Annotated in this window: 23 protein-coding genes, 2 rRNA genes and 1 riboswitch; of the genes, 7 read left to right on the forward strand and 18 right to left on the reverse strand. The window is 69.5% G+C overall.

Features of this window, described 5'->3' with window-relative positions; translation table 11 throughout:
• Positions 1-31: 31 nt before the first annotated feature.
• From CA983_RS15500 to CA983_RS15515, 4 genes are all read right to left on the reverse strand, one after another.
• Positions 32-1,096 (reverse strand): endo-1,4-beta-xylanase, encoded by a 1,065-nt coding sequence (locus CA983_RS15500; protein WP_086601489.1) that lies wholly within the window; start codon positions 1,094-1,096, stop codon positions 32-34.
• A 90-nt stretch (positions 1,097-1,186) separates the two neighbouring features.
• A complete protein-coding gene (locus CA983_RS15505) occupies positions 1,187-1,951 on the reverse strand; it encodes a carbohydrate ABC transporter permease (protein WP_244206905.1) in 765 nt (254 codons plus the stop codon).
• 71 nt (positions 1,952-2,022) lie between these two features.
• Positions 2,023-3,021 carry a carbohydrate ABC transporter permease gene (locus CA983_RS15510; RefSeq protein ID WP_086601491.1) on the reverse strand — a complete coding sequence of 333 codons (999 nt, stop codon included), beginning with the start codon at positions 3,019-3,021 and terminating at the stop codon, positions 2,023-2,025.
• Between the two features lie 6 nt (positions 3,022-3,027).
• Entirely contained in the window at positions 3,028-4,320 is a 1,293-nt protein-coding gene (locus CA983_RS15515; RefSeq protein ID WP_086601492.1) for an extracellular solute-binding protein, read from the reverse strand.
• 1,043 nt (positions 4,321-5,363) lie between these two features.
• Between CA983_RS15515 and CA983_RS15520 the strand changes: the two genes are divergently transcribed.
• A complete protein-coding gene (locus tag CA983_RS15520) occupies positions 5,364-7,343 on the forward strand; it encodes an APC family permease (RefSeq protein ID WP_086601493.1) in 1,980 nt (659 codons plus the stop codon).
• A 1-nt stretch (position 7,344) separates the two neighbouring features.
• On the opposite strand, the gene CA983_RS15525 is transcribed toward CA983_RS15520, so the two are convergent.
• Positions 7,345-7,941, reverse strand: coding sequence for a DUF1707 SHOCT-like domain-containing protein (locus CA983_RS15525; RefSeq protein ID WP_086601494.1), 597 nt, complete (start codon positions 7,939-7,941; stop codon positions 7,345-7,347).
• 127 nt (positions 7,942-8,068) lie between these two features.
• Here CA983_RS15525 and CA983_RS15530 point away from each other — a divergent pair, with 127 nt between their 5' ends.
• The 5 genes from CA983_RS15530 (at position 8,069) to CA983_RS15550 (ending at position 11,801) form a co-directional block, all read left to right on the forward strand.
• A complete protein-coding gene (locus CA983_RS15530) occupies positions 8,069-8,464 on the forward strand; it encodes a TOBE domain-containing protein (RefSeq protein ID WP_086601495.1) in 396 nt (131 codons plus the stop codon).
• Positions 8,465-8,621: 157 nt separating this feature from the next.
• Entirely contained in the window at positions 8,622-9,428 is an 807-nt protein-coding gene (modA, locus tag CA983_RS15535) for a molybdate ABC transporter substrate-binding protein (protein WP_086601496.1), read from the forward strand.
• A complete protein-coding gene (modB, locus tag CA983_RS15540; protein ID WP_086601497.1) occupies positions 9,425-10,261 on the forward strand; it encodes a molybdate ABC transporter permease subunit in 837 nt (278 codons plus the stop codon). Before modA ends, modB begins: the two co-directional genes overlap by 4 nt.
• 17 nt (positions 10,262-10,278) lie before the next feature.
• Positions 10,279-11,355 carry an ABC transporter ATP-binding protein gene (locus tag CA983_RS15545; protein ID WP_086601498.1) on the forward strand — a complete coding sequence of 359 codons (1,077 nt, stop codon included), beginning with the start codon at positions 10,279-10,281 and terminating at the stop codon, positions 11,353-11,355.
• 26 nt (positions 11,356-11,381) lie between these two features.
• Positions 11,382-11,801: a TOBE domain-containing protein gene (locus CA983_RS15550; protein ID WP_086601499.1), complete on the forward strand. Its 420-nt coding sequence runs from the start codon at positions 11,382-11,384 to the stop codon at positions 11,799-11,801.
• A gap of 51 nt (positions 11,802-11,852) precedes the next feature.
• Here CA983_RS15550 and gcvP read toward each other — a convergent pair whose 3' ends face one another.
• Positions 11,853-14,738: an aminomethyl-transferring glycine dehydrogenase gene (gcvP, locus tag CA983_RS15555; protein ID WP_086601500.1), complete on the reverse strand. Its 2,886-nt coding sequence runs from the start codon at positions 14,736-14,738 to the stop codon at positions 11,853-11,855.
• A gap of 177 nt (positions 14,739-14,915) precedes the next feature.
• Positions 14,916-15,011, reverse strand: a riboswitch (glycine riboswitch).
• A gap of 113 nt (positions 15,012-15,124) precedes the next feature.
• Between gcvP and CA983_RS15560 the strand changes: the two genes are divergently transcribed.
• The gene (locus CA983_RS15560; RefSeq protein ID WP_208636969.1) at positions 15,125-15,499 is read left to right on the forward strand and encodes a PRC-barrel domain-containing protein; all 375 of its coding nucleotides are present in this window, start codon (positions 15,125-15,127) and stop codon (positions 15,497-15,499) included.
• 50 nt (positions 15,500-15,549) lie between these two features.
• On the opposite strand, the gene CA983_RS15565 is transcribed toward CA983_RS15560, so the two are convergent.
• The 12 genes from CA983_RS15565 to CA983_RS15620 form a co-directional block, all read right to left on the reverse strand.
• Entirely contained in the window at positions 15,550-16,977 is a 1,428-nt protein-coding gene (locus CA983_RS15565; protein ID WP_086601502.1) for a DNA polymerase IV, read from the reverse strand.
• A gap of 133 nt (positions 16,978-17,110) precedes the next feature.
• Entirely contained in the window at positions 17,111-17,794 is a 684-nt protein-coding gene (locus CA983_RS15570; RefSeq protein WP_208636970.1) for a MerR family transcriptional regulator, read from the reverse strand.
• Positions 17,795-18,110: 316 nt separating this feature from the next.
• A complete protein-coding gene (locus CA983_RS15575) occupies positions 18,111-18,584 on the reverse strand; it encodes a bifunctional nuclease family protein (protein ID WP_003988851.1) in 474 nt (157 codons plus the stop codon).
• Between the two features lie 84 nt (positions 18,585-18,668).
• Entirely contained in the window at positions 18,669-19,403 is a 735-nt protein-coding gene (ftsR, locus tag CA983_RS15580) for a transcriptional regulator FtsR (RefSeq protein WP_086601504.1), read from the reverse strand.
• Between the two features lie 51 nt (positions 19,404-19,454).
• Positions 19,455-20,408: an FHA domain-containing protein gene (locus CA983_RS15585; RefSeq protein WP_086601505.1), complete on the reverse strand. Its 954-nt coding sequence runs from the start codon at positions 20,406-20,408 to the stop codon at positions 19,455-19,457.
• A 61-nt stretch (positions 20,409-20,469) separates the two neighbouring features.
• The gene (locus CA983_RS15590; RefSeq protein WP_086601506.1) at positions 20,470-21,408 is read right to left on the reverse strand and encodes a DUF881 domain-containing protein; all 939 of its coding nucleotides are present in this window, start codon (positions 21,406-21,408) and stop codon (positions 20,470-20,472) included.
• A gap of 5 nt (positions 21,409-21,413) precedes the next feature.
• A complete protein-coding gene (locus CA983_RS15595) occupies positions 21,414-21,746 on the reverse strand; it encodes a small basic family protein (RefSeq protein ID WP_003988855.1) in 333 nt (110 codons plus the stop codon).
• Positions 21,743-22,657: a DUF881 domain-containing protein gene (locus CA983_RS15600; protein WP_086601507.1), complete on the reverse strand. Its 915-nt coding sequence runs from the start codon at positions 22,655-22,657 to the stop codon at positions 21,743-21,745. Before CA983_RS15600 ends, CA983_RS15595 begins: the two co-directional genes overlap by 4 nt.
• A 98-nt stretch (positions 22,658-22,755) precedes the next feature.
• Complete coding sequence (locus CA983_RS15605) at positions 22,756-25,251, reverse strand: mannose-1-phosphate guanyltransferase (protein WP_086601508.1); 2,496 nt, start codon at positions 25,249-25,251, stop codon at positions 22,756-22,758.
• A gap of 115 nt (positions 25,252-25,366) precedes the next feature.
• On the reverse strand, positions 25,367-25,975 hold the full coding sequence (gene clsA / locus CA983_RS15610) for a cardiolipin synthase ClsA (protein WP_086601509.1): 609 nt from the start codon (positions 25,973-25,975) through the stop codon (positions 25,367-25,369).
• A 109-nt stretch (positions 25,976-26,084) separates the two neighbouring features.
• A 5S ribosomal RNA gene (gene rrf / locus CA983_RS15615) occupies positions 26,085-26,201 on the reverse strand.
• Positions 26,202-26,287: 86 nt separating this feature from the next.
• A 23S ribosomal RNA gene (locus CA983_RS15620) occupies positions 26,288-26,383 on the reverse strand; the annotation flags it as partial.

Below are 26,383 nucleotides of genomic sequence, written 5' to 3' on the forward strand. Positions count from 1 at the left end.
GCGCCCCTACGGCAGGTCGCCCCCGCCTCCGCTACCTCCCCCCGAGCGCCTCACGCAGCGCGAAGTAGGCCGGCTTGGGGGCCAGTTGCTCATCCCACGGCAGGGCCGCGCCCTCGCCAGGGAAGAACGCCGGGATCCACGAGTACTTGTCCGTGTAATCCCAGAGGGTGATGCCGACGCAGCGGCGCACCGCCAGGCAGGCCTCGGTCAGATCCCGGTACCACTCGGCCTGCTGGGCCAGCTTCTCCTCGGTCGCGGGCAGCTGCATCCGTATGTCGACCTCGGTGAGCGAGGTGTCGAGCCCGAGCCGGGAGAAGCGACGGAGGTTGTCCTCCAGGGTCGTCGGATAGCCGTACTGGAGGGCCAGATGGGCCTGGAGGCCGATGCCGTGCAGGGGGACGCCCTTGGCCTTCAGTTCCTTGGCCAGCTTGTAGTACGCGTCGCTCTTCGGGCCGATCCCCTCGATGTTGTAGTCGTTGAGGTACAACTTCACGCGTGGATCGGCCAGGTGCGCCCAGCGCAGCGCGTCGGCGATGTAACCAGGCCCGAGCGTCTTGTAGAAGACCGACTCGCGGTACGTACCGTCCTCGTTGAACGCCTCGTTGACGACGTCCCAGGCGAACACCTTGCCCCGGTAGTGCCGTACCTCGGCCTGGACGTGCTTCTTCAGCACGGCTCGCAGCTCCGGGGCCGTCCACTCCCGCTCCGTGAGCCACCCGGGCAGCTGGCTGTGCCAGACCAGAGTGTGGCCGCGCACCTTCTGCCGGTTGGCACGGGCGAGGTTCACGATCTCGTCGCCCTGGGAGAAGTCGAACACGCCCTGCTGGGGCTCGGTCGCGTACCACTTCATGCCGTTGCCGGGCGTGATCTGGTCGAACTCGCTGCCGAGCAGGGCCTTGTACGGTTCGTCGACGAGCTCGGGGTTGTCGGTGGCACTGCCGAAGTAGCGGCCGTGCCGCTGGGCGAGGTCGGCGAGGGTCGGTTCCTTGCCGTGCCGCTCGTCCGCCTGTGCCGTCGGCCCGGTGGCGATGCCTCCGAGCATCAGCGCGGCGGCGAGCGCCCCGGCGAGTCTGAGCCGTGGAGCGGTCTTGCGCATGGTGCGACTCCTCACGATCGAAATGGGGGTCCCCTGCTCGAGCGAAGCCGAGAGCTTGGGGGGGGGTGAGCCGTACGTCCGCAGTGCGCGTCAGCCCTTCGTCGCGCCGGCGGTGAGGCCGCCGACGAGCTGACGCTCGGCGACCGAGTAGAAGGCGAGGGCGGGGACCATGGCCAGCACCAGATAGGCGAAGACCTTGGCGTACTCCGCGGAGTACTGCCCCTGGTACTGCTGGACACCGATCGGCAGCGTCCACCACTGCGCCTCGGTGAACACCAGCAGCGGCAGGAAGAAGTTGTTCCAGCTGGTGACGACGGCCAGCACGGAGACGGTGCCGAGCGCGGGCCGCGCCATGGGCAGCAGCACCCGCCAGAAGAAGCCGAACGAGCTGCATCCGTCGAGCGTCGCCGCCTCCTCCAGCTCCCCGGGGATCTGCCGGAAGAAGCCGCGCAGGATGATGATGGTCATCGGCAGTCCGAAGGCTGCCTGCGGGAGGATCACGCCGAGCGGGTTGTCCAGCAGGCCAAGGGAGCGCAGCAGCAGGAACAGCGGCAGGGCCGCCACCGCGAACGGGAACATCAGCCCCATCGTGAACAGCGTGAACAGCACCTCCCGGCCGCGGAAGGCGAACCGCGCGAAGGAGAAGGCCGACAGCGCGGAGACCGCGACGACCAGGACCGTCGTGCCCACCGCGATCAGCGTGCTGTTGCCGATCAGCCGCCAGAAGTCCCCCGAGCCGAGGATCTGGGTGTAGTTGGAGGTCACCCACGACTCGGGCAGGCCGACCGGGTTGCGGGAGAGTTCGTCGGTGGTCTTGAAGCCGGAGAGCGCGGCGTAGAGCAGAGGGACGGCCATGACCGCGCCGACGAGGACCAGGACGAGGTGCAGAGGGAGATTCCGGCCCCTGCGGGAGGTCCGACTGTGCGTCACTTTCCGTCTCCCCGCATGGTCGTGGTGGCCCCTTCCAGGTCGCGCCGGAGCACGAACCGCTGGTAGGCGAGGGCGAAGACGAGGCTGATGCCGAACATGACCACGCTGATCGCGCTGGCGTAGCCGACCTGGTAGCGCTTGAAGCCGTACTGGAACATGGTCACGGCCATGGTCTCGGAGTGGTGATCGGGACCGCCCGCGGTGGTCACCCACACCAGGTCGAAGAGCTGGATGGCCCCGATGACCGACAGGAAGACGCTGATGCGCAGAGTGGGCGCGAGCAGCGGCAGCGTCACGTTGCGGAAGCGCTGCCAGGGGCCGGCCCCGTCGATGAGGGCCGCTTCGGTCAGCTCCCTGGGCACGGCCTGGAGCCCGGCCAGGTACAGCATCATGTGGAAGCCGAAGTACTTCCAGGTCATGACGAGGAACAGGGTCGCCATGACGGTGGACGGATCGGCGAACCACTCCCCGCCGAGCCCGTCCAGTCCGACCTTGCCCAGGACCTGGTCGGCGAAGCCGTCGTCCGGGGCGAAGATCATGCCGAACAGGATTCCGGTGATGGCCTCTGACAGGACGTACGGGGCGAAGAACAGCATCCGGTACACCGCCCGGCCGCGCATCCGCTGGTTGAGCAGGACGGCCATGGCGAGCGCGAACGGCAGTTGGACGACGAGCGACAGCACCACCAGGACCAGGCAGCGCCACAGGTCGCCCAGGAAGACCTCGTCCTGGAAGAGCCGGGTGAAGTTCTCGCCGCCGATGTAGTCGGAGGGCATGCCGAAGCCGCCCCAGCGGAAGAACGCGGCGTACAGCGCGAACAGCATCGGCAGCAGCACGAGCCCCATGAACAGCACCAGGGCGGGCAGCTGGAAGCCGGTCGCGGTCAGCCAGTTCAGCGCCCGTCGCCGGGCCCGGCTCCGGGCCCGGTCCGTGGCCGGGGGCGGTGGGCCGACGTCGCGGCCGGTCCGTTTGTCCGGCAGGAACGTGGAGGTCATCGCCGGTTACTGCTCTTCCTTCGCGGTCTTCGTGATCGACTGGGCGACCTGCTCCGGCGACTTCGACCCGGCGATGAGCGCGGCGACGCTGTCGTTGACCTCCTGGCCGACGGCGGGCGCGTACGCCTGGTCGAGGTAGAGCTGGAAGCCGGTGGCCTTCTTCAACTGCTCCTGTACGGCCTTGATGTTCGGGTCGGCGATGGCGCTCTCGGCCGCCGGGACCACGGGCAGGACGCCGGTCTTCTTGACCAGTTCCAGGTCGGTGGCCTCGGACGCGAAGAACTTCAGGAAGTCGACGGCCTCCTGCGGGGCGCCCCGGCGCAGGGCGTGCCCGCCGCCTCCGCCGAACACCTCGGTGATGGCGCCCTTGCCGCCCTCGACCGCCGGGAACGGGAAGAACCCGAGGTCCTTGCCCAGGCCCTTGCCCGCGTCGGCCTGCACCACGGGCGCCCACTGGCCCATGAGCTCCATGGCCGCCTTGCCGTTGCCGACGGCGGCGGCCTGGCCGGTGGGGCTGGAGTAGGCGGCGCCGAGGAAGCCCTTCTGGAACGGCTGGAGGCGGACGAGCTCCTCGAGGTGCCGACCCGCCTCGACGAAGGGGGCGCCGGTGAAGTCCTTGTCGTCGTAGGCCTTCTGCAGCGCCTCGGCTCCGGCGGTGCGCATCGCCAGGTAGGCCCAGTAGTACATGCCGGGCCACTTCTCCTTGCCGGCCAGGGCGAGGGGGGTGATCGTCTCGGCCTTCAGCTTGCGCACGGCGTCGAGGAAACCGCTCCAGGTGGTCGGGGGCGCGCTGATGCCGGCCTTCGCAAAGAGCGCCTTGTTGTACCAGAAGCCGATCATGCCGATGTCGAACGGGATGCCGTAGACCCTGTCGTCGATCAGGTACGGCTCCTTGGCGACCGGGAGCAGGGCGTCGCCCCACGGCTTGGTGCTGTCCGTGAGGTCCTCGACGAGTCCGGCGTCGACCTGCTGCTTGAGCACGCCGCCGCCCCAGGTGTGGAAGATGTCGGGGAGCTTCCCGGAGGCGGTCAGGGCCGTCATCTTCGATTTGTAGGCGTCGTTCTCCAGCTGGACGATCTTTATCTTGACCTTGGGGTTCTGCGCCTCGAACTTCCGGGCGAGGGCGGCCCAGACGGTCTTGGCCGGCTCGGTGGTGGAGATGTTCCACCACTCGATCGTGGTCGTCCCTGACGACCCTCCGTCCGAGTCCCCGCCGCATGCGCTCAGTGTCGTCATTCCGAGACCGGCCGCGGCGGAGGCCGCCAGGAAGCCGCGGCGGGACAGTGCCGGGTCGCCCATCATGCGCTCCTTGGGTACGGGACGGCGCTCCCGCGTCCGTCCACTGGATCGAAAGTTTCGGAAGAGATCCAGAAAGCTTCGTTGCTGCCGCACCCTAGAGACAGCCCCCAAACGGTGGCAACCCCTTGTACGCGGTGAATCTGCCGTCAGCGCACGGGTCTTGAGGGACGCACGGCCGAGGCGCGGGTTTCCGCGGCCCTCCGGAAGGAACGATCAGGCGGCGACGGCCCGCTCGCCACCGTCACCACCGCCGGGCCGGGAGGCGTCCATCGTCCGGCATCCGGGCAGGCGGCTCCGACACTCTCGCCTTCTCACTCGGCGGCGGCGTACGACGGCCTCCGTACGGATCTCGACGGCCAAGTGACCGGCCCCGGCGGCACGGGTGGCGGGGCGAGGCCGGCACCGGACCGATCCGGGCGATCACACTCGCCTCTTCCCCAGTGACTTCCCGGTCGTAGTGGTGGGCCTCGTCGATGCACACCGACAGTCCGGCGCCTGCCGCTCCGGGGTGGAGGCGGGCCGCGGCCCGGCAGTCCGGGGGCTGCCGGCGCCGCCCGACGGAGGTGTGGTCCAACCCATCCAGGCTGTCGCCCGTCGCGGCCGGCGGGAGCCGGGCCGGCCGGTCACGCCGACGTGGTCGAACACTGCTGCCCGGCACGCGCTCCCCGGCTGGGACGAAACATTCGGCTCACCTTGCGAACGTTACGAAGTCCCACTGCAGGTGTCACCGACTCCGCCGACAAGAAGGCCGATACCCGACTGCCGACGCGGGCACACGATCACGCAGGGTGTTCAACACTCGGCCGGCGCACAACCGTTGCCCCCACGCGGGGATGCGCGACTCTGCGACCGGCAGACGGGCTCTCAACTCGCGCTTTGACGCCCACGCCTCCCCTCCCCCGCTCCCCGCGCCCAGTCTTAACGGAAGCTTGACGCGCTCAGCACCCTCATCCACAGGCCACCGCATCACGCTCCGCTTACGCTGATGCGGCCGTCCAGTGATGGCCGGACACCACACTGAACCGCACATCGGGAGCACGTCGATGGCCACCACTGAGCACCCGCCGGCGAGTCGTACGGAGCCCGCTGCACCCAGTCGCCTGCGCGCCTGGATGCTTCAGGGCCTGTCCGACATGGGCAGGGGCGGCGGCCACACCGGGCCCCACGCCGAACCGGAGCCCCCGCACCAGGGCCGGGCCTGGTGGCGGGTGATGTGCCTGACGGGCGTCGACTACTTCTCCACGCTCGGCTACCAGCCGGGCATCGCGGCTCTCGCCGCCGGGCTGCTGTCACCGATCGCGACGATCGTGCTGGTGATCGTCACTCTGGCGGGCGCCCTGCCGGTCTACCGCCGGGTGGCCGAGGAGAGCCCGCACGGCGAGGGCTCGATCGCGATGCTGGAGCGGCTGCTCTCCTTCTGGCAGGGCAAACTGTTCGTGCTGACCCTGCTGGGCTTCGCCGCCACCGACTTCCTGATCACCATCACCCTGTCGGCCGCCGACGCCTCGACCCACCTCGTGGAGAACCCGCATCTGACCGGCGTCCTGCACGACAAGCAGATGCTGATCACGCTCGTCCTCGTGGCGCTGCTCGGCGCGGTGTTCCTCAAAGGCTTTCTGGAGGCCATCGGCGTCGCGGTCGCCCTGGTGGGCGCCTACCTCGCGCTCAACGTGGTCGTGGTGGCCGTCGGCCTCTACCACGTGATCACGGCAGGCCATGTGGTCACCGACTGGGCCGGCGCCCTCACCACCCAGCACGGCAATGTCTTCGTCATGATCGGCGTGGCCCTGCTCGTCTTCCCGAAGCTGGCGCTCGGCCTGTCCGGGTTCGAGACCGGCGTGGCCGTGATGCCGCACGTCAAGGGCGACCCGGACGACACGGAGGAACAGCCGGCCGGCCGCATCCGCGACACGAAGAAGCTGCTCACCACGGCCGCCCTCATCATGAGCGGCTTTCTGATCACCACCAGCTTCATCACCACCCTCCTCATCCCCGAGAAGGAGTTCGAGCCGGGCGGCCAGGCCAACGGGCGCGCGCTGGCCTATCTGGCGCACGACTACCTGGGCAACACCTTCGGCACCATCTACGACGTCTCGACAATCGCCATCCTGTGGTTCGCCGGCGCCTCCGCGATGGCCGGCCTGCTCAATCTGATGCCGCGCTATCTGCCCCGTTACGGCATGGCCCCGCACTGGGCCAGGGCCGTCCGTCCCATGGTCATCGTCTTCACCCTGATCGCCTTCCTGGTCACCTGGATCTTCGACGCCGACGTCAACGCGCAGGGCGGCGCCTACGCCACCGGTGTGCTGGTCCTCATCAGCTCCGCCGCGATCGCGGTGACCATCGCCGCCCACAAGGCCCGGCAGCGGAACTGGACCATCGCCTTCGCGGTCATCTCCGCGGTGTTCCTCTACACGACCGTCGCGAACGTCATCGAGCGCCCGGACGGCGTGAAGATCGGCGCCTGCTTCATCGCCGGCATCATCCTGGTCTCCCTGCTGTCACGGCTGGCCCGGTCGTTCGAGCTCCGCGTGACCAGCGTGACGCTCGACCCCATGGCGGAGCGCTTCGTCCGGGACATGGCCAGCCGCAGGATGCGGTTCATCGCCAACGAGCCCGACCGGCGCGACATCGCGGAGTACCGCGACAAGATCGAGCAGATCCGGCACGACAACGACGTACCCGGACAGGAGGACTTCGCCTTCGTCGAGGTGACGGTCACCGACCCGTCCGAGTTCGAGGCGGGTCTGACCGTACGCGGCGAGGTGCTCCACGGCCGTTACCGCGTCCTGACCCTGGAGTCCTCCTCCGTTCCCAACGCCCTGGCCGCGCTGCTCCTGTACATCCGCGACATGACCGGCCGCACCCCGCACATCTACTTCGAGTGGACCGAGGGGGGTCCCTTCGCCAACCTCCTGCGCTTCTTCCTGTTCGGCCAGGGCGAGGTCGCCCCCGTGACCCGCGAGGTCCTGCGCGAGGCGGAACCGGACCGGAAGCGGCGGCCGAAGGTGCACGTGGGCTGAGTCAGGCCGTCGGTCTGCGCCGGCCGAAGCCCCTCCGGGGCGGACGCACGACGATCTGCCCATAGTTGATCTCGCCGGTGATCCGTACGCGCAGCACGACGGGGGCGTCGGCCGCCCCGCGCCCCTTGATCTGGGAGTAGTTCGTCACCAGCGCGCCGGTGTCCACCACGACCCCCGGCCGGATCAGCAGCTTCAGGGCGCCGGCCCGCATGTCCTGGTCGATGTCCAGTGTGTCCCGCGTGATCACCGCGTCGGTGAAGTCGAGCGTCACCTCGCCCCAGGCCGAGCGGATCTCCAGCCGCCGCGGCACCACCCAGCCGTCGCCACGCCGGGTCGAGGACCCCTCCTGCTCGATCCGGACGACCTCCTGGGCGTCGACGGGCGTCTCGCCCACCACCTCGGGCAGATCAGCGGTCAGCACGGCCAGCTCGCCCACCGTACGGGCCGACAGGGCCGCCTCCAGCCGCTCGTCGAGCTCCTCCAGGGTCAGCCGGCCATCACCCGCGGCGATGCGCAGCACGTCCACGATCCGGTCCCGGTCCGCATGCGAGGCCCTCATCTCGGGCGTTGCGCCGGTACGCGAGAGCTCCCCCGCCATCTCTCTCCCCGATCTCCCCGGGCGCGGCACCCGGCCCGCCCACTCGACGACTAACGCTATATCGCGTCATACCCAACGGCCAACCCCGCATCCGCCGTTCCCCTCCCGCGCCCCTATCGTGACCGGCATGCAGTCCTACACGATCGGCCAGGCAGCACGACTGCTCGGCGTGAGCCCGGACACCGCCCGGCGCTGGGCTGACGCGGGCCGCATCACCACCCACCGCGACGAGGCCGGGCGGCGGCTCGTCGACGGACGGGACCTGGCCGCGTTCTCGGTCGAACTCGCCAGGTCCGGCACCGCCGAGGAGGACGCCCCGTACACCTCGGCCCGCAACGCCTTCCCCGGCATCGTCACCGCGATCAAGCTCGGTGACGTCGCCGCCCAGGTGGAGATCCAGGCCGGCCCGCACCGCCTGGTCTCCCTGCTCACCCGTGAGGCCGTCGAGGAACTGGGTTTGGAGGTCGGCATGGAGGCGACGGCCCGCGTGAAGTCGACGAACGTCCACATCGACCGGACCTGAAGGTCCGTATGAACGCACATACACACCCAGCGGCCCCTTCACCCTGGCTCATGCGATACCACAGCAGACTTCTGCCTGGCAGATGCGCCAGTATGATCGGCGTACTGGAGGGGTCCTGCGGGCTCTTCCATCCGCCCACAGAAGGAGTGGCCCCGAGATGACCCGTTCCGCGCACCGGACACGCCGGATCCTCCAGGTCACCGGTGCGTCCGCAGCCGCGCTGCTGACTCTGAGCGCCTGCTCCTCGTCCGACCCGGGCACCGACGCGGGTTCCTCCTCGGCGAAACCCTCCGGCACGGTCACCGTCTTCGCCGCCGCCTCCCTCGAGGAGAGCTTCAAGACCCTGGGCAAGCAGTTCGAGCAGGAGCACCCGGGCACGAAGGTCACCTTCAACTTCGGCGGCAGCGACACCCTCGCCGCCAGCATCACCGGCGGCGCCCCGGCCGATGTCTTCGCCGCCGCCAGCACCAAGACCATGGCGATCGTGACGGACAGGCAGGACGCGGCGGGCACGCCGGCCACCTTCGTCCGCAACCAGCTGGAGATCGCCACGCTGCCGGGCAACCCCGACCGGATCTCCTCCCTGAAGGACCTCACCAGGCCCGGCCTGAAGGTCGTCCTGTGCGACAAGACCGTGCCGTGCGGTACCGCCGCTCAGAAGGCGCTGGACGCCGGCGGTCTGAAGCTCACCCCCGTCTCGTACGAACAGGACGTCAAGAGTGCCCTGACGAAGGTCGAGCTGAAGGAGGCCGACGCCGCCATCGTCTACAAGACCGACGTGCGGGCGGCGGGTGACAAGGTGGAGGGCGTGGACTTCCCCGAGTCGGCCGAGGCCGTCAACGACTATCCGATCGCCGTGCTCAAGAACGCCCCCAACCCCGGTACGGCGAAGGCGTTCGTCGCACTGGTGCGGTCCGCCGAGGGTCAGAAGGTGCTGTCCCGGGCCGGGTTCCTCAAGCCGTGACGGGCAGCGACACTCTGGAGAGCCGGCCCCGCCGCGATCGCCACCGCGGCCGGACCCGGCCGGTGCCGATTCCCCTGCTGGTGCCCGCCCTGGTCGGCCTGGCGTTCCTGCTCCTGCCCCTGATCGCCCTGCTCGTACGGGCGCCGTGGCGGAGCCTCCCCGAGCAGCTGACGAGCGCCGAGGTGTGGGAGGCGCTCCGGCTGTCGCTCCTGTGCGCCATGGCGGCGACGGTTCTGAGCCTGGTCGTCGGCGTACCCCTGGCGTGGCTGCTGGCCCGCACGCGGTTCCCCGGCCGGGGCTTCGTACGGGCCCTGGTGACGCTGCCGTTGGTGCTGCCGCCGGTGGTGGGCGGTGTGGCCCTGCTGCTCGCCTTCGGGCGCAACGGCGTCATCGGGCAGTGGCTCGACTCCTGGTTCGGGATCACGCTGCCCTTCACCACGACGGGTGTCGTCCTCGCCGAGACGTTCGTGGCGATGCCGTTCCTCGTCATCAGCGTGGAGGGCACCCTGCGGGCCGCCGACCCGCGCTATGAGGAGGCGGCCACCACCCTGGGCGCCTCCCGCTTCACCGCGTTCCGCCGGGTCACCCTGCCGCTGATCGCGCCGGGCGTCGCGGCGGGTGCCGTACTGGCCTGGGCCCGGGCCCTCGGCGAGTTCGGCGCGACGATCACCTTCGCGGGCAACTTCCCGGGCCGTACGCAGACCATGCCGCTCGCGGTCTACCTGGCCCTCCAGAACGACCCGGCGGCGGCGATCGCCCTCAGCCTGGTACTGCTGGCGGTGTCCATCGCCGTACTGGCAGCGCTGCGAGACCGCTGGATGACGGCCTCCTGACCCCTGGACGAACCCTTATGACCGACCTCGACGGCACCACGACCGGCGTCCTCACCGAAGGCCTCGACGCCCACCTCGTCGTCGACCGCAGCACCTTCCGCCTGGACGTCGCCCTCACCGCCGCCCCCGGCGACGTCGTCGCCCTGCTCGGCCCGAACGGCGCCGGCAAGACCACGGCCCTGCGCGCACTCGCCGGGCTCACGCCCCTCACGTCGGGTCGTCTACGGCTGGACGGCACCCGGCTGGACACCATGCCGCCCGAGTCCCGCCCGGTCGGCGTCGTCTTCCAGGACTACCTGCTCTTCCCGCACCTGACCGCCCTGGACAACGTCGCCTTCGGCCCGCGCTGCCGGGGCGCGAGCAAGGCCGAGGCCCGTGCCCAGGCCGCCGAGTGGCTGGACCGTATGGGCCTGGCCGACCACGCCGGCGCCAAGCCCCGCCGTCTCTCCGGCGGCCAGGCCCAGCGCGTGGCCGTGGCCCGGGCCCTGGCCACCCGGCCCCGGCTGCTGCTCCTGGACGAACCCCTCGCCGCGCTCGACGCCCGCACGCGTCTGGAGGTGCGCGCCCAGCTCCGGCGCCACCTCGCCGAGTTCGAGGCCGTGGCCGTCCTCGTCACGCACGACCCGCTGGACGCCATGGTGCTGGCCGACCGCCTGGTCGTCGTCGAGCACGGCCACGTCGTCCAGGAGGGCACGCCCTCCCACATCGCCCGCCATCCCCGCACGGACTACATCGCCCGGCTCGTCGGCCTGAACCTCTACCGGGGACGGGCCGAGGGCCACACCGTCCGGCTCGACGCGGGCCCGGCCATCACGACCACGGAAGAGCTCTCCGGCCCGGCCTTCGTGGCGTTCCCGCCCGGCGCCGTGACCCTGTACCGGGAACGCCCCACCGGCTCCAGTGCCCGCAACCTGTGGCGCTGCGAGGTCGCCGGACTGGAGACGCACGGCGACCAGATCCGCGCGGACCTCACCGGCGAACTCCCCCTGACCGCCGACCTCACCACGGTCGCCGCGGCCGAACTCGACCTGCATCCCGGCGCCCCGGTGTGGGCGACGGTCAAGGCGACGCAAACGCACGCATACCCGGCATAAGGCACTCACAGGGCTACCGTGCCCCCATGAGCCTGAGCATCCGCAACCAGCTCCCCGGCACCGTCACCGCCGTCACGCCGGGCGAGGTCATGGCGACGGTCAGGGTCCGCCTCACCGGCGGCCAGGCCCTCACCGCGGCGATCACCCGCGAGGCGGCGGACGACCTCGGTCTCGCGCCGGGCACCGCCGTGCGCGCCCTGGTGAAGTCCACGGAGGTCTCGCTGGCCACCGCCCCCGTCGAGGGCCTGTCCATCCGCAACCGGCTCCCCGGCACGGTCACGGACATCGCGACCGGCGACGCCATGGCGTCGGTCCGGGTCACCGTCGAGGGCGGCGAGCTGACCGCCGCGATCACCAGGGACGCCGCGGACGACCTCGCCCTGTCAGCCGGAACTCCCGTCGTCGCCCTGATCAAGTCGACCGAGGTGTCCCTCGCCGCCGAATGACGGGAGGGGCCCCGCACCGCGGAGCCCCTCCCCTGCGACCGATCCGGCCGGTCAGTCCTCGTACGCGTCCAGCGGCGGGCAGGAGCAGACCAGGTTCCGGTCGCCGAAGGCCTGGTCGATACGGCGCACCGGCGGCCAGTACTTGTCGGCGACCGCGACCCCGGCCGGGAAGACGGCCTCCTCACGGCTGTAGGCGTGCTCCCACTCCCCGGCGAGCGTCCCGGCGGTGTGCGGGGCGCCCCGCAGCGGGTTGTCGTCCGCGGGCCACGCGCCGGAGCCGACCTTCTCGATCTCCGCACGGATGGCGATCATCGCCTCGCAGAACCGGTCCAGCTCGGCCAGGTCCTCCGACTCGGTCGGTTCGATCATCAGCGTCCCGGCCACCGGGAACGACATCGTCGGCGCGTGGAAGCCGTAGTCGATCAGCCGCTTGGCCACGTCGTCGACGCTCACACCCGTCGCCTTGGTCAGCGGCCGCAGGTCGATGATGCACTCGTGCGCGACGAGCCCGCCGGGACCGGTGTAGAGCACGGGGTAGTGCGGCTCCAGCCGCTTGGCGATGTAGTTGGCGCTGAGCACCGCGACCTGCGTGGCCCGCTTCAGCCCCTCGCCGCCCATGAGCCGGACGTACGCCCAGGAGATCGGCAGGATGCCGGCGGAACCCCACGGCGCCGCGGAGATGGGGCCGACCCCCGTCTCCGGGCCCGCCTCGGGCTGGAGCGGGTGGTTGGGCAGGTACGGCGCGAGGTGCTCACGCACCGCCACCGGACCGACGCCGGGACCGCCGCCGCCGTGCGGGATGCAGAAGGTCTTGTGCAGGTTCAGGTGCGAGACGTCACCGCCGAAGTGCCCCGGCTTGGCGAGACCGACGAGGGCGTTGAGGTTGGCCCCGTCGACGTAGACCTGCCCGCCCGCCTCGTGCACCTGCGCGCAGATGTCGGCGACGTGCTCCTCGAACACACCGTGGGTGGACGGGTAGGTGATCATCAGCACCGAGAGCTCGTCGCGGTACTGCTCGATCTTCGCCCGCAGGTCCTCGACGTCGATCTCGCCGTCCTCGGCGGTCTTCACGACGACGACCTTCATGCCCGCCATCACCGCGCTCGCGGCGTTGGTCCCGTGCGCGGACGACGGGATCAGGCACACGGTGCGCTGCTCGTCCCCGTTGGCCCGGTGGTACCCGCGTACGGCGAGCAGACCGGCCAGCTCACCCTGCGACCCGGCGTTCGGCTGGAGGGACACCTTGTCGTACCCGGTGACCTCGGCGAGACGGTCCTCCAGCTCGTGGATGAGCGTGAGGTAGCCCCCGGCCTGCTCGGCGGGCGCGAAGGGGTGCAACTGCCCGAACTCGGGCCAGGTGACCGGCTCCATCTCCGTGGTCGCGTTGAGCTTCATGGTGCAGGAGCCCAGCGGGATCATGCCCCGGTCGAGCGCGTAGTCGCGGTCGGCCAGCCGGCGCAGGTAGCGCAGCATGGCCGTCTCGGAGCGGTGCTGGTGGAAGACGGGGTGCGTCATGTACTCGTCGGTCCGCAGCAGCGCGTCCGGAAGCCCGTCCTCGGTAGCCGCGTCCAGCGCCTCGATGACGCCCTCGACACCGAAGGCGGCCCATACGGCACGCAGCTGGGCGCGCGTGGTGGTCTCGTCGCAGGCGATCGAGAGGTGGTCGGCGTCGACGAGACGGAGGTTGACGCCGTTCTCCCGCGCGGCGGCCACGACGTCGGCGGCCCGGCCCTCGACCCGCACGGTCAGCGTGTCGAAGTAGGAGCCGTGCACGACCTCGACACCGCCGTTCGCGAGCCCGGCGGCGAGGACCGTGGCGTACCGGTGGGTGCGCCGCGCGATGCCCTTCAGGCCCTCCGGCCCGTGGTAGACGGCGTACATGCCGGCCATGACGGCGAGCAGCACCTGGGCGGTGCAGATGTTGCTGGTGGCCTTCTCACGGCGGATGTGCTGCTCACGCGTCTGGAGTGCCAGCCGGTACGCCTTGTTCCCGTCGGCGTCCACGGACACGCCGACGAGCCGCCCGGGCAGGCTGCGCGCCATCTTCTCCTTGACCGCCATGTAGCCGGCGTGCGGACCGCCGAAGCCCATCGGCACACCGAAGCGCTGCGTCGTCCCGACGGCGATGTCCGCGCCGAGCTCACCGGGCGACTTCAGCAGCGTCAGCGCGAGCAGATCGGCGGCGACGGTGACGAGCGCCCCGAGCTCGTGCGCCTGGTCGATGACCGGCTTGATGTCCCGTACGGCTCCCGAGGCGCCCGGGTACTGGATCAGCACACCGTTGATCTCGCGCTCGGCGATTCCGGCGGGGATGCCCTCCCCGAGATCGGCGACGACGATCTCGACGCCGGTCGGTTCGGCCCGGGTCTGGATCACGGCGATGGTCTGCGGCAACGCGTCCGCGTCGACCAGGAACAGGCCCTTCTTGTTCTTGCCGAGCCGCCGCGACAGCGCCATGGCCTCGGCGGCCGCGGTGCCCTCGTCGAGCAGCGAGGCACCGGAGGTCGGGAGTCCGGTGAGGTCGGCGACCATGGTCTGGAAGTTGAGTAGCGCCTCGAGCCGTCCCTGCGAGATCTCCGGCTGGTACGGCGTGTAGGCCGTGTACCAGGCCGGGTTCTCCATGACGTTGCGCATGATGACCGGCGGCGTGAACGTGCCGTAGTACCCGAGCCCGATCATGGAGCCGAGGACCTGGTTGCGGTCGGCGAGGGAGCGCAGCTCCGCGATCACCTCGGCCTCGCTGCGGGCGCCCGGCAGGTCCAGCGCCTCGGCGCTCTTGATCACGGCCGGGACCGCGGCGGCCGTGAGCTCGTCCAGCGAGCCGTAGCCGACCTGCGCGAGCATCTTGGCGCGGGCCTCGTGGTCGGGGCCGATGTGGCGCTGCTCGAAGGGAACTGCCTCTTCGAGCTCGGAGAGCGGAATGCGATGGGCGGTCATTTGCGGAGGCCTCCTGGTCTGACACGACCTTCGAGGGGCACCACGGCACGGGTACCCGAACGGCCTCCCCCTCTGTCATCTCGACCTGAGAGCTTCACCGGATCGCCCGAAGGCCTCCGATTTTCACCGTCGGTGAGAGCGGAAGCCGTCGACACCCGCCCTGCTTTCCAGAGTGACCTCGTCCGTGCGGTACGTGAGCCTGAGAGATTCCGGGGAGGATTTGCTCCTTCGGCGCCTCCGATGGTGTCTGGAGGACTCTCCCGCACGGGGTCAGCAGCCGCTGCCAGCCTACCAGCGCGGTCAACGCACGAACCTTCGAGTGGCCGCCTCTCCAATTGTGCCGTTTTGTAGTGCTTACGGATGAGTTGCGACCATGTGGAGGGCCCGTGCGAACCGATATCGATCCGCGCAACCTGATCGGCCGCAAGGCGTTCGACCGCAACGGCACCAGGATCGGCACGATCGACGAGGTCTACCTCGACGACGCCACCGGCGAACCGGAGTGGGCGGCCATACGGACCGGCCTGTTCAGCAGGGACGCTTTCGTCCCCCTCGAGCCGAGTGAACTGATCGACGGCGCCCTCCACGTGCCCTTCGACCGCGCCCTGATCAAGGATGCCCCCGACTTCGGCGTGGGCCGCCACCTCTCCCCGGAACAGGAACTCCAGCTCTACCACCACTACGGCCTGGACGTCGCCGCACCTCCCCCGCTCGCGGACCACGACTTCGGCAGACTGGCAGGCACGGACGAGACGGCCTGAATCCCGCCGAGCCATCCAGCCGGCGCCCAGCCGCCTAGCCGTCCAGCCGTCTAAGGGGCAGCGGACCGCAGCCCCACAGCTCCGGGCCCGCCCTCCGGCCCGCGGCTGTCCTCCGGTCCCGATTCCGGTCCCGATTGCGGTCTCGATAACACCAGCGGCAACGGATCCGCCGGCTCCAGATCCGGATCGTCGACCCGGAAGGTGCGCACCCGCCCGGGCTCCGAGCCGGGCGTCTCGAACCGCACGGTGACCCGCCCCAGACCGCTGCCCTGCACCCACCCGTGCCCGAACTCGGCATGCCGTACGTCGTGCCCGGCGGGCCACCGCCGCTCGGCGAGCGCCGGCTGCTCCTCGGCCGGCGCCACGGCAGGCGCCTCGACCGGCCCCAGCTCCTCCGTCCGCTCCCCCGCCGCCTGCGCGAAGAGATCCTCCTGCGTGTAGTCGGCGAGCCCGCTGACGCCCACCCCGAGCAGCCGCACACCGCCCGTCGTGTCGACCGAGTCCAGCAACCGGGCCGCCGCCTCGCGGATCACCCCGGGATCGTCCGTCGGCCCGCGCAGCGTCTCGGACCGGGTGAGCGTCGAGAAGTCGTACCGCCGCACCTTCAGCACGATGGTCCGCCCGGACAGGCCGGCACCGCGCAGCCGCCGCACGCACCGTTCGGCGAGCCGCTGCACCTCGAGACCGACCCGCACCCGGTCGTGGATGTCCACGTCGTAGGTGTCCTCGACCGACACCGACTTCGCCTCCCGCTCAGCCACCACGGGCCGGTCGTCCCGCGCGAGCGCCATGGCGTAGAGGCCGTGCCCGTGCGACTTCCCCAGCAGCCGGACCAACTCGTCCTCCCCCGCCTCGACGATCTCCTCGATCGTGGTGATCCCGGCCCGCCGCAGGTGGTCGCCCGTCGCCGGCCCGACCCCCGGCAGTGTCCGCACCGACATCGGCGCGAGCATCGCCCGCTCGGTGCCCGGCTCGATCACCACCAGCCCGTCGGGCTTGGCCTGCTCCGAGGCGATTTTCGCAAGCATCTTGGAGGCGGCGAGCCCGACCGACCCCGTCAGCCCGGTGACCGCCCGTATGTCCGCGCGCAGCTGTGCCCCGACCAGCCGTGCCGACTGCTCGTCCCAGGCCGCTTCCCCGGCCTCCAGGTCCACGAACGCCTCGTCCAGGCTCAGCGGCTCCACCAGCGGCGACAACGCCCGCAGCAGCTCCATCACCCGCTCGCTGATCGCCTTGTAGAACCCGAAGCGCGGCACGAGATACGCGGCGTTCGGCGCGAGCCGCCGGGCCTGCCCCATCGGCATCGCCGAATGCACTCCGAAGACCCTGGCCTCGTACGACGCCGTGGCCACCACGCCCCGCGGCCCCAGGCCGCCCACGACAACGGCCTTCCCGCGCAGACTCGGCTTGGACGCCTGCTCCACCGAGGCGAAGAAGGCATCCATGTCGAGATGCAGGATCGTGGGCGCGGTTCTCACATCTCCGATGCTGCCCTACGCCACTGACAACGCCCCGGACAACCGCCGTGCCCGGCTCGGGGAAACCGCTTGCAGCCTGGCGCGGAAACGTCCCGCCTCCAACGGCCACACGGACACCACACTGCCGGACGGCTCAAACAGCCCGGTTCCGCCGCCGCGCCAGCTCGTCGGCCGGGTTGGGCCCGACCAGCGTCTCGCCGGTGTCGATCCGCTCCCCGTGCAGCTGGGACAGCGCGCTCTCGACATCGCGCCACACCACGCCCACGGCGATCCCGAAGACCCCTTGGCCCCCTTGGAGCAGGGCGTGGACCTCGTCGGGTGAGGTGCACTCGTAGACCGTCGCCCCATCGCTCATCAGCGTCATCCGCTCCAGGTCGCGGAAACCGCGTTCTCTGAGATGCTGGACGGCCGTGCGGATGTTCTGGAGCGACACCCCGGTGTCGAGGAACCGCTTGACGATCTTCAGGACGACGACGTCCCGGAAGCTGTACAGCCGCTGCGTCCCCGACCCGTAGGCGGGGCGCACACTCGGCTCGACGAGGCCCGTGCGGGCCCAGTAGTCCAGCTGCCGGTAGGTGATACCGGCAGCCGCGCAGGCCGTGGGCCCGCGATAGCCGATCTGCTCGGACGCCATGGACGTCGTCCCTCCGCTGCTCGGCACGGCCGTCGGTCGCTGCGGAGCGTGATCAGCCACGCCGCCGGACCGGGGACACCCCCCGCTGGGGCGGAGCCGTGAGCCCGGGGAAGGGTACGGACCGCTCGCCCTGAGACTGCGCTCGGGGCCGCCCCCAGCCGTACCGTCGCCGCTGCTTCTCACGCCGACCTCCGTCCTTGACCTGCCTTCTCGACGGTAGGCAGTCACCAGGGGTGCGTCAACGATCGCCACACTCGCCACGCCGAGTGATAATCACCCTAAGAGTGGTTTCCCGTGCCCCACCGCGGGGAAAGGCTAGCCGAATGCCTCCGATACGGGCCGCGTGACGCTCTCACTCGCCCGAGGCACATGCGGGCAATTCGCCCGCCACACATGCGACGGGCGGCCCTGCCGCGAACCACATCGTCCGCCGGGCCGCCCAGATGTCTCACCGACCACTGACACTCCCCGCCATCCGGCTCTCGCCGGAATCCGGAGCTCACTGGCTGCTGCTGCCGAAATCCTCCGGGGAGATCTGGTCGAGGAACTCGCGGAACTTCTCCACCTCGTCCTCCTGCTCGTCCGGGATCGCGATACCGGCGTCGTCGAGCACCGTGTCACTGCCGTAGATCGGCGTACCGGTGCGCAGGGCCAGCGCTATGGCGTCGGACGGGCGGGCGCTCACCTCGACGCCGCTGGCGAAGACCAGCTCCGCGTAGAAGACGCCCTCCCGCAGGTCCGTGATGCGCACTTCCGTGAGCTCCTGACCGACGGCTTCCAGCACGTCCTTGAACAGGTCGTGGGTCAGCGGCCGTGCGGGAGCCATGCCCTGCTGGGCGAAGGCGATCGCCGTCGCCTCCCCCGGTCCGATCCAGATGGGGAGGTAACGGTCGCCTCCCACTTCACGCAGCAGCACGATCGGTTGGTTGGAGGGCATTTCCACCCGGACACCTACGACATCGAGCTCGTTCACACAGCAACCCTAGGCCGTGCTCGGGATGTTTGGGTAGTCGGGCCGGGAACGGGCGCCTGATCCGGCCCTCCGCGACCGGCCGTCTCAGGGCAGTCGCACCCCGAGCGCCGTCTGGACCAGCGCGGCGTGCAGCTTCACCGTGAGCCCCGCGAGCTCCTTGGTGCGCTCCTCCGCATGAGCCCTGGTCTGCGGGTTCCGGTGCCGCCTCAGCGGGGCCACCACCTGGTCCACGAGCCCGGCCTCGCGGTCGGCGGCGGCCTTCATCACCCGCAGGTGCCGCGGCTCGATCCCGAACCGCCCCAGCTCGGCGATCAGCGAGGCCACCGTGGCCGCCTCCGCGTCGTACACCCCGTCCTCCAGTGGGGTGACGAGCCCGTACGACTCCCACTCCCCGAGCTCCTCCTCGCCGACACCGGCGGCGGCGAGCAGCTCCTCGCGCCCGATTCTGGCCGCTGTGGGCGCCTCGGGAGACTCGGGCACCGCGTCGCCGTCACGCTGACGCCCCAGCGCCGGCAGCTGGACGGCCTCACCGCGCTCCATGGCCTCCAGGTGCTCGCGGATCACCTTCAGGGGCAGATAGTGGTCCCGCTGCATCCTCAGGACGTGACCGAGACGCTCGACGTCGTGTGCGCTGAACTTGCGATACCCGGACGGGGTCCGCTGCGGCTCGATGAGCCCCTCCGCCTCCAGGAAACGGATCTTGGAGATGGTGACTTCGGGAAACTCGTCGCGCAGCACGTTCAGCACCGTGCCGATGCTCATCAGCCTGTCCGTGGCGGCGGCGCCGTGCCCGGCACCGCCGCTCGGTGTTTGAAGCATGGACCTTCCCTGACGGACGGACCTTCGCGGGGTTCCCCGGACGGAATCCGGTCAGTAGCCCCGCTGGCTGGCGTAGAAGACCAGCCGGTACTTGCCGATCTGCACCTCGTCGCCGTTGTTCAGGGCGACCTGGTCGATCCGCTCGCGGTTCACGTACGTGCCGTTCAGGCTGCCCACGTCGGCCACCGTGAACGAACCGTCCTGGCCTCGGCGGAACTCCACATGCCGCCGGGAGACCGTCACGTCGTCCAGGAAGATGTCGCTCTGCGGATGACGCCCGGCCGTGGTCAGATCGCCGTCCAGCAGGAAGCGGCTGCCCGAGTTCGGCCCGCGGCGCACGACCAGAAGCGCGGAGCCCAGCGGCAGCGCGTCGACGGCAGCCTGCGCCTCGGGCGACAGCGTCGGCATCGGCGTCTGGCCGGTGGTCTCGCTGTCGTAGGCCTCGAGACCGGAAATGGAGATCGTGGAGGTCGTCTCGGACGGACGCTCCGCCGCCGCCCCGGCCCGCAGCGGCGCGCCGCAGTTGGAGCAGAAGCGGCTGTTCTCCGCGTTGCGGTTACCGCACCTCGTACACACCAGGGCCGACATCGGATCCTCCTGCCGCGGCTGCCCACCGGGGGCATTGGACGCATACGGGTCGGAAAATCCACCACCCGCACCTGAGGTTGACGGTTGCCCGAAACCTATGCCGCCGGGCTGCGCAGGGTCAACCGACGGCGCGCCCTGACCTCCGGAAACGTCACCGCCCGGGCCACCGACCTGGTCCCGGAACAGCGGCCGCTGGCCCTCCGCGTCAGGCTGTGCGCGATGGCGAGCGGTAGCGTTGTCGCTGCCTTCTCGCGCGCTCTTGCCGAACAACTTCGCAAACAACTTCACGGGCGATTCCCCTTGACCGAAACAGACCCGCCCGTGGGGCAGGACGAACCCTGACTGAACACTCTGGCCGACCCGGACATCCTGACAACGTCCGTCTGCACCAGACAGTTTCCACCACGCACCACCCAATCGGTGCGCCGACCCCCCGCAACCTCATGCCCTCGCCGAACGTCGCCCATGCACCCCCGGTTCACTGGGAGGACGACCGAGCGTAGTCAGGCCGCTTCACCGCCCGCAAGGCGTCCACGACGATCTTGGGCGACCGCTCGATGGTGACCGTGGCCTGTTCCTTCTCGAGAGTCTGCACCACGCCTCCGGGGATGTTGAGCGCCGGCTCGAGGTCCTGCGGCTTGCCGATGACCTTGAAACGATAGGGCGCGTTGATCTTGTTCCCGTCGACGCTCACACCCTTGCCGGAGTCCGTGAGATACGTGCCTGCGACGACCCGCACGCCGTTCACCTGGATCGCCTCGGCACCCGCCGCGCGCAGCTCCTGGATCGCGTCGAGCAGCATGTCCGCCTCGACCGTCCCCTTCGTGTCCTCGATGGTCATGGTGATGCCGGGCCCCTGCGCGGCCACCGTGCCCGCCAGGATGCCGAGTTGCCGCTCCTTCTCGATGGTCTGCTTCCGGGCCTCCTCGGCCTGGTCCGAGCTGTTCTCCAGCTCGTCGCGCTGCGTCTCGAGGCCCTGCTTCTCGTCCTCAAGACGCTGCGTACGGTCATCCAGTTCATCGAGGATGCGGACAAGATCTTCCTGACGCGCCCCGCGCAGCGCGCTGTCACTGTCGCTGTTCGAGGCCACCTGCACGGCCAGCCCGAACCCGAGGCCGAACAGCAGCACCGCGACGATGAGCTGGGCCCGTGAGATCCGCGGCGGCCACAGCCCCTTCACCAGCCGCTGCCGTCCGGTCAGCTGCGGCTCGGGCTCAGGTTCGGGCTCGGGGGCCACCTCCGGTTCGGGCTCCGGTTCCGCTCCCGCTTCCGGGGTGTCCTGGGCAGCGGGCACCGACGCGGACACCTCTTGGGGCAGTTCCTTGCGCAGCCGGTTCCTGGACCCGTCACTCCCGCCACGCTGGTCCGAGCGCGTGTCGCCGTTCTCCTCGGGGCGCTTGTCGTCGTGCTCGCTCATCGGCCTCACGCCCGGAACACGTGCCGGCGGATCGCCGCGGCGTTGGAGAAGATCCGGATGCCGAGGACGACCACCACACCGGTGGACAGCTGGGCGCCCACGCCCAGCTTGTCCCCCAGGAACACGATCAACGCGGCCACCACCACGTTCGACAGGAACGACACCACGAAGACCTTGTCGTCGAAGATGCCGTCGAGCATGGCCCGCAGGCCGCCGAAGACGGCGTCGAGCGCCGCCACGACAGCGATCGGCAGATAAGGCTCGACCACCGCCGGAACCTCAGGCCGGACCAACAGGCCGGCCACGACTCCCACGACGAGGCCCAGTACGGCGATCACGATGTGCCCTTCTCGCTCTTCTCAATGCTCGGCTGTGCTGTACGAACGATCACACTCGGCGCGGCGGGCAGCCGGAGGTCGTCCTCCACGGAGATGGCCGTCCTGACGCCGTAGCTCTCCTGGAGCGCGTCCAGATACAGCCCGTCCGCGCTGTTCTGGAACCGAGTGCTCAGCCGCTGTCCGTCCCCCACCGCGAGCACCGTGTACGGCGGCACCAGCGGCTTGTTGTCGACCAGTATCGCGTCCCCCGCGGCCCTGATCGCGGACAGCGCCGTCAGCCGCTGCCCGTTGATCGAGACGGCCTCGGCGCCCGACTCCCACAGTCCGTTGACCACGCGCTGCATGTCCCGGTCGCGCACCCGGCCGGTGTCGGAGAACCCGGTGGTCTCGCGCGGGTCGCCGTCACCGCCCGTGCCGGCGTCCTTGGCGTCGTTCACCACCAGCGTCACGCCGGGGCCGTGCACCGCCGTGGCGCCCGACAGAATGCCCACGATCTCGGACTCGGCACTGCCACCGCTGTGCTTCAGCGCCTCCCGCTGTCGGGCACTCACGTCCTCGCGCAGCCGGTCGACGGAGTCCTCCAGCTTGTCCGCCGCCTCGGTCTTCCGGTCGATCCGGTCGACCAGTTCCTCGCGCTCCTTGGCGACGACCGGAGCGGCGACCCGCGCCTGCGCCGCTCCCACGGTCACGACGAGGGCCGCGAGCACCAGGCCGGCGGCAAGCCCCAGCTTCGCCCTGAGCGTCTTCGGCATGCCGGCGTCGCCCGCGGCCTTCTTCCGCGCGGCGGCCTCGGCGTATCCGTCGTCGAGGCTGTGGTCCATGACGTTGGTCAGCAACGACATGGACGCGTCCGGGCGCCTGGGCCGCGTCGGTGTGCTCCGAATGGGGGGTTGCTGCGGCATGCCGCACATCGTCGCACGTCGGGGCCGCTACCTCCGAACGGCCCCACCGGCGTGCCGGACAGGCCCCGTTGGGGACACTTGTCCGGCACGCACGCGTGCAGGCCGTTCTACCGGCCGGCGCTGTCCACGACCGCCGACCACTCGTCCAGCAGGGCCTGCGCGGAGGCGTCGTCCGGCCCCTCGGCCCACAGGTGGGTGACGGCCTCGGCCGGGTCGGGCAGCACCATCACCCAACGGCCGTCCGTCTCCACCACACGCACGCCGTCCGTGGTGTCCACGAACCGGTCTCCGGCCGCCTCGACGACCCGCCGCATCACGAGCCCCTTGACGGCCCACGGAGTCGCCAGGTCCCGCTTCAGAACGTGCGCCCGCGGGATCCGCGCGTCGATCTGGCTGAGCGTGAGCTGCGTCCGCGCCACGAGCCCGATGAGCCGTACGAAGGCCGCGGTGGCGTCGTACACGCTGCTGAACTCGGGGACGATGAAGCCGCCCTTGCCGTCGCCGCCGAAAATCGTCCCTTCCTCACCGCCCACGCGCGTGAGGTCGTCGGGAGACGTGGTCGTCCATTCGACCTGGGTCCCGTGGTACGCCGCCACCTGCTCGGCGATCCGGGTCGTGGTCACCGGCAGCGCGACCCGGCCGCTGCGCCGCTCGGCCGCGATGAGGTCGAGCATCACGAGCAGCGCCCGGTCGTCCTCGATGATGCGCCCCTTCTCGTCGACGAGGGACAGCCGCTCACCGACGGGATCGAACCGCACCCCGAACGCGGCCCCCGAGGACGCCACGATCTCACCGAGACGCACCATCCCGGACCGCCGCATGTCGGCCGTCTCCGTCGGCCTGGACTCGTCGAGACCGGGATTGATCGTCAGGGAGTCGACACCGAGCTTCCCGAGCAGGCTCGGCAGCACGAGTCCCGCACTTCCGTTGGACGCGTCCACGACCACCTTCAGGCCGGAGTCCGCGATCCCCGTCGTGTCGACGTTCCGCAGCAGCGACCCGGTGTACGAGTCGAAGACACTCGCCGGGAAGTGCAGGTCACCGATCTCTCCGGGGAACGCGCGCCGGTACTCCTGCCGCGCGAACACCCGGTCCAGCTTCCGCTGGCTGCCCTGCGACAGGTCCGCGCCCTGTCCGTCGAAGAACATGATGTCGACGGAATCCTGCACGCCGGGCGTGGTCCGGATCATGATCCCGCCGGCACTGCCTCGGGCTGTCTGCTGCCGGGCGACCGGCAGCGGCACGTTCTCCAGGTCCCGTACGTCGATGGCACTGGCCTGCAACGCGGAGATCACCGCCCGCTTCAGCGCACGGGCACCACGGGAGTGGTCACGGGCCGTGGTGACCGTCGAGCCCTTCTTCAGGGTCGTCGCATAAGCGCCGGCAAGTCGTACCGCCAGCTCCGGGGTGATCTCCACGTTCAGGATTCCGGACACGCCCCGGGCACCGAAGAGGTGTGCCTGTCCCCTGGATTCCCAGATGACCGAGGTATTGACGAAGGCACCGGCTTCGATGGTCTTGAACGGATAGACCCGCACATTGCCCTGAACGATCGATTCTTCACCGATCAGGCACTCATCACCGATGACCGCCCCGTCCTCGATCCGCGCCGCGCGCATGATGTCGGTGTTCTTTCCGACCACGCAGCCACGCAGATTGCTGTGCGGCCCCACGTAGACGTTGTCGTGCACGACGGCCTTGTGCAGAAAAGCGCCGCTCTTGACGACCACGTTGGAGCCCACGACCGTGTGCTCACGGATTTCGGCACCGGCCTCGACCTTGGCGTAGTCCCCGATGTAAAGGGGCCCACGGAGCACGGCGTCAGGATGGACCTCGGCACCTTCCGCGACCCACACCCCGGCGGAGATCTCGAACCCGTCGATGTCGACGTCGACCTTGCCCTCCAGGACGTCGGCCTGCGCCTTCACATAGCTCTCGTGCGTGCCGACGTCCTCCCAGTACCCCTCGGCGATGTAGCCGTAGACCGGCTTGCCTTCCTTCATCAACTGCGGGAAGACATCGCCGGACCAGTCGACGGGCACATCGGGCTCGACATAGTCGAAGACCTCGGGCTCCATCACATAGATGCCGGTGTTCACGGTGTCGGAGAAGACCTGGCCCCAGGTGGGCTTCTCGAGGAAGCGCTCCACCTTGCCTTCCTCGTCGACAATGGTGATGCCGAATTCCAGAGGATTGGGCACACGTGTCAGACAGACCGTGACCAGTGCGCCCTTCTCCTTGTGGAAATTGATGAGCTCGGTGAGGTCGAAATCCGTCAGCGCATCGCCTGAGATGACGAGGAAGGCATCGTCCTTCAACGCCTCTTCGGCATTCTTGACGCTTCCGGCGGTACCGAGTGGCTTCTCCTCATTGGCATAGGTGAGCTCCATACCGAGCTCTTCGCCGTCACCGAAGTAGTTCTTGACGAGCGAGGCCAGGAACTGGACAGTTACGACTGTTTCGTTGAGCCCATGCCTTTTGAGCAGCCGCAGCACATGCTCCATGATCGGGCGGTTGGCCACGGGCAGGAGCGGCTTGGGCATGCTTGAGGTCATGGGGCGAAGGCGCGTGCCTTCGCCTCCGGCCATCACGACGGCCTTCATGTCGGAAGCGTCCTCCTCTAAGAGATGACGGTCTAGCCGACTTCCCCCGCGAGGATTGTCCCGCACTTTTGCACCACGGGCCAACGCACCGCTTCGGTGGGAGCAATCCGCGAGTTCAATCGGGCATGGCGTCCGCACGGACCAGGCGGCGGACTTGTACCACGTAGAGGACTCCTGCCCACCAGTACAGCGTTGTACCCCATCCGGCGAACGCCCATCCGAAAATAGCAGCCAGTGACGAGATCCAACCACTTCCGTCACTGAGCAGGAGCAGGGGGAAGGCATACATCAAGTTGAAGGTGGCGGCCTTGCCCAGGAAGTTCACCTGGGGCGGCGGATAGCCGTGCCGGCGGAGGATGCCCACCATCACCAGCAGAACCAACTCCCGCGCCAGAAGTACAGCGGTCAACCAGAGGGGCAGAATCTCTCGCCACGTGAGGCCGACCAAAGTCGAAAGAATGTAGAGCCGGTCTGCCGCGGGATCGAGGAGCCGACCGAGGCTGCTGATCTGGTTCCAGCGCCGCGCGAGCTTGCCGTCCAGGTAGTCGCTGACGCCGCTCAGTGCCAGTATCAGAAGGGCCCAGCCGTCACTCTGGGGCCCACCGAACTCAGGCCGCAGAATCAGCCACAGGAAGACGGGCACGCCGACGAGGCGCGCCATGCTGAGGATGTTCGGGATGGTGAGCACACGGTCCGTCTGGACGCGAGTCTCCTGAACCTCCACCCGGGGGCCTCCTGTGGGAAACGAACCAACGATGCTCCCTGACCTTACCTCAACGCAAAAAAGCTCTGGCTCTCGGGCTGCGTGCCCAAGAGCCAGAGCTCTAAAAGGAGTTCGGCGGCGTCCTACTCTCCCACAGGGTCCCCCCTGCAGTACCATCGGCGCTGTAAGGCTTAGCTTCCGGGTTCGGAATGTAACCGGGCGTTTCCCCTACGCTATAACCACCGAAACACTATGAAACTGTCAGCCGCACCACGCTGTGGCAGCATGGGGCTGTTCGTGGTTTCAGAACCAACACAGTGGACGCGAGCAACTGAGGACAAGCCCTCGGCCTATTAGTACCGGTCAACTCCACACGTTACCGTGCTTCCATATCCGGCCTATCAACCCAGTCGTCTACTGGGAGCCTTA

This window comes from Streptomyces swartbergensis (assembly GCF_002148965.1).
Classification (GTDB): Bacteria; Actinomycetota; Actinomycetes; order Streptomycetales; family Streptomycetaceae; genus Streptomyces; species Streptomyces swartbergensis.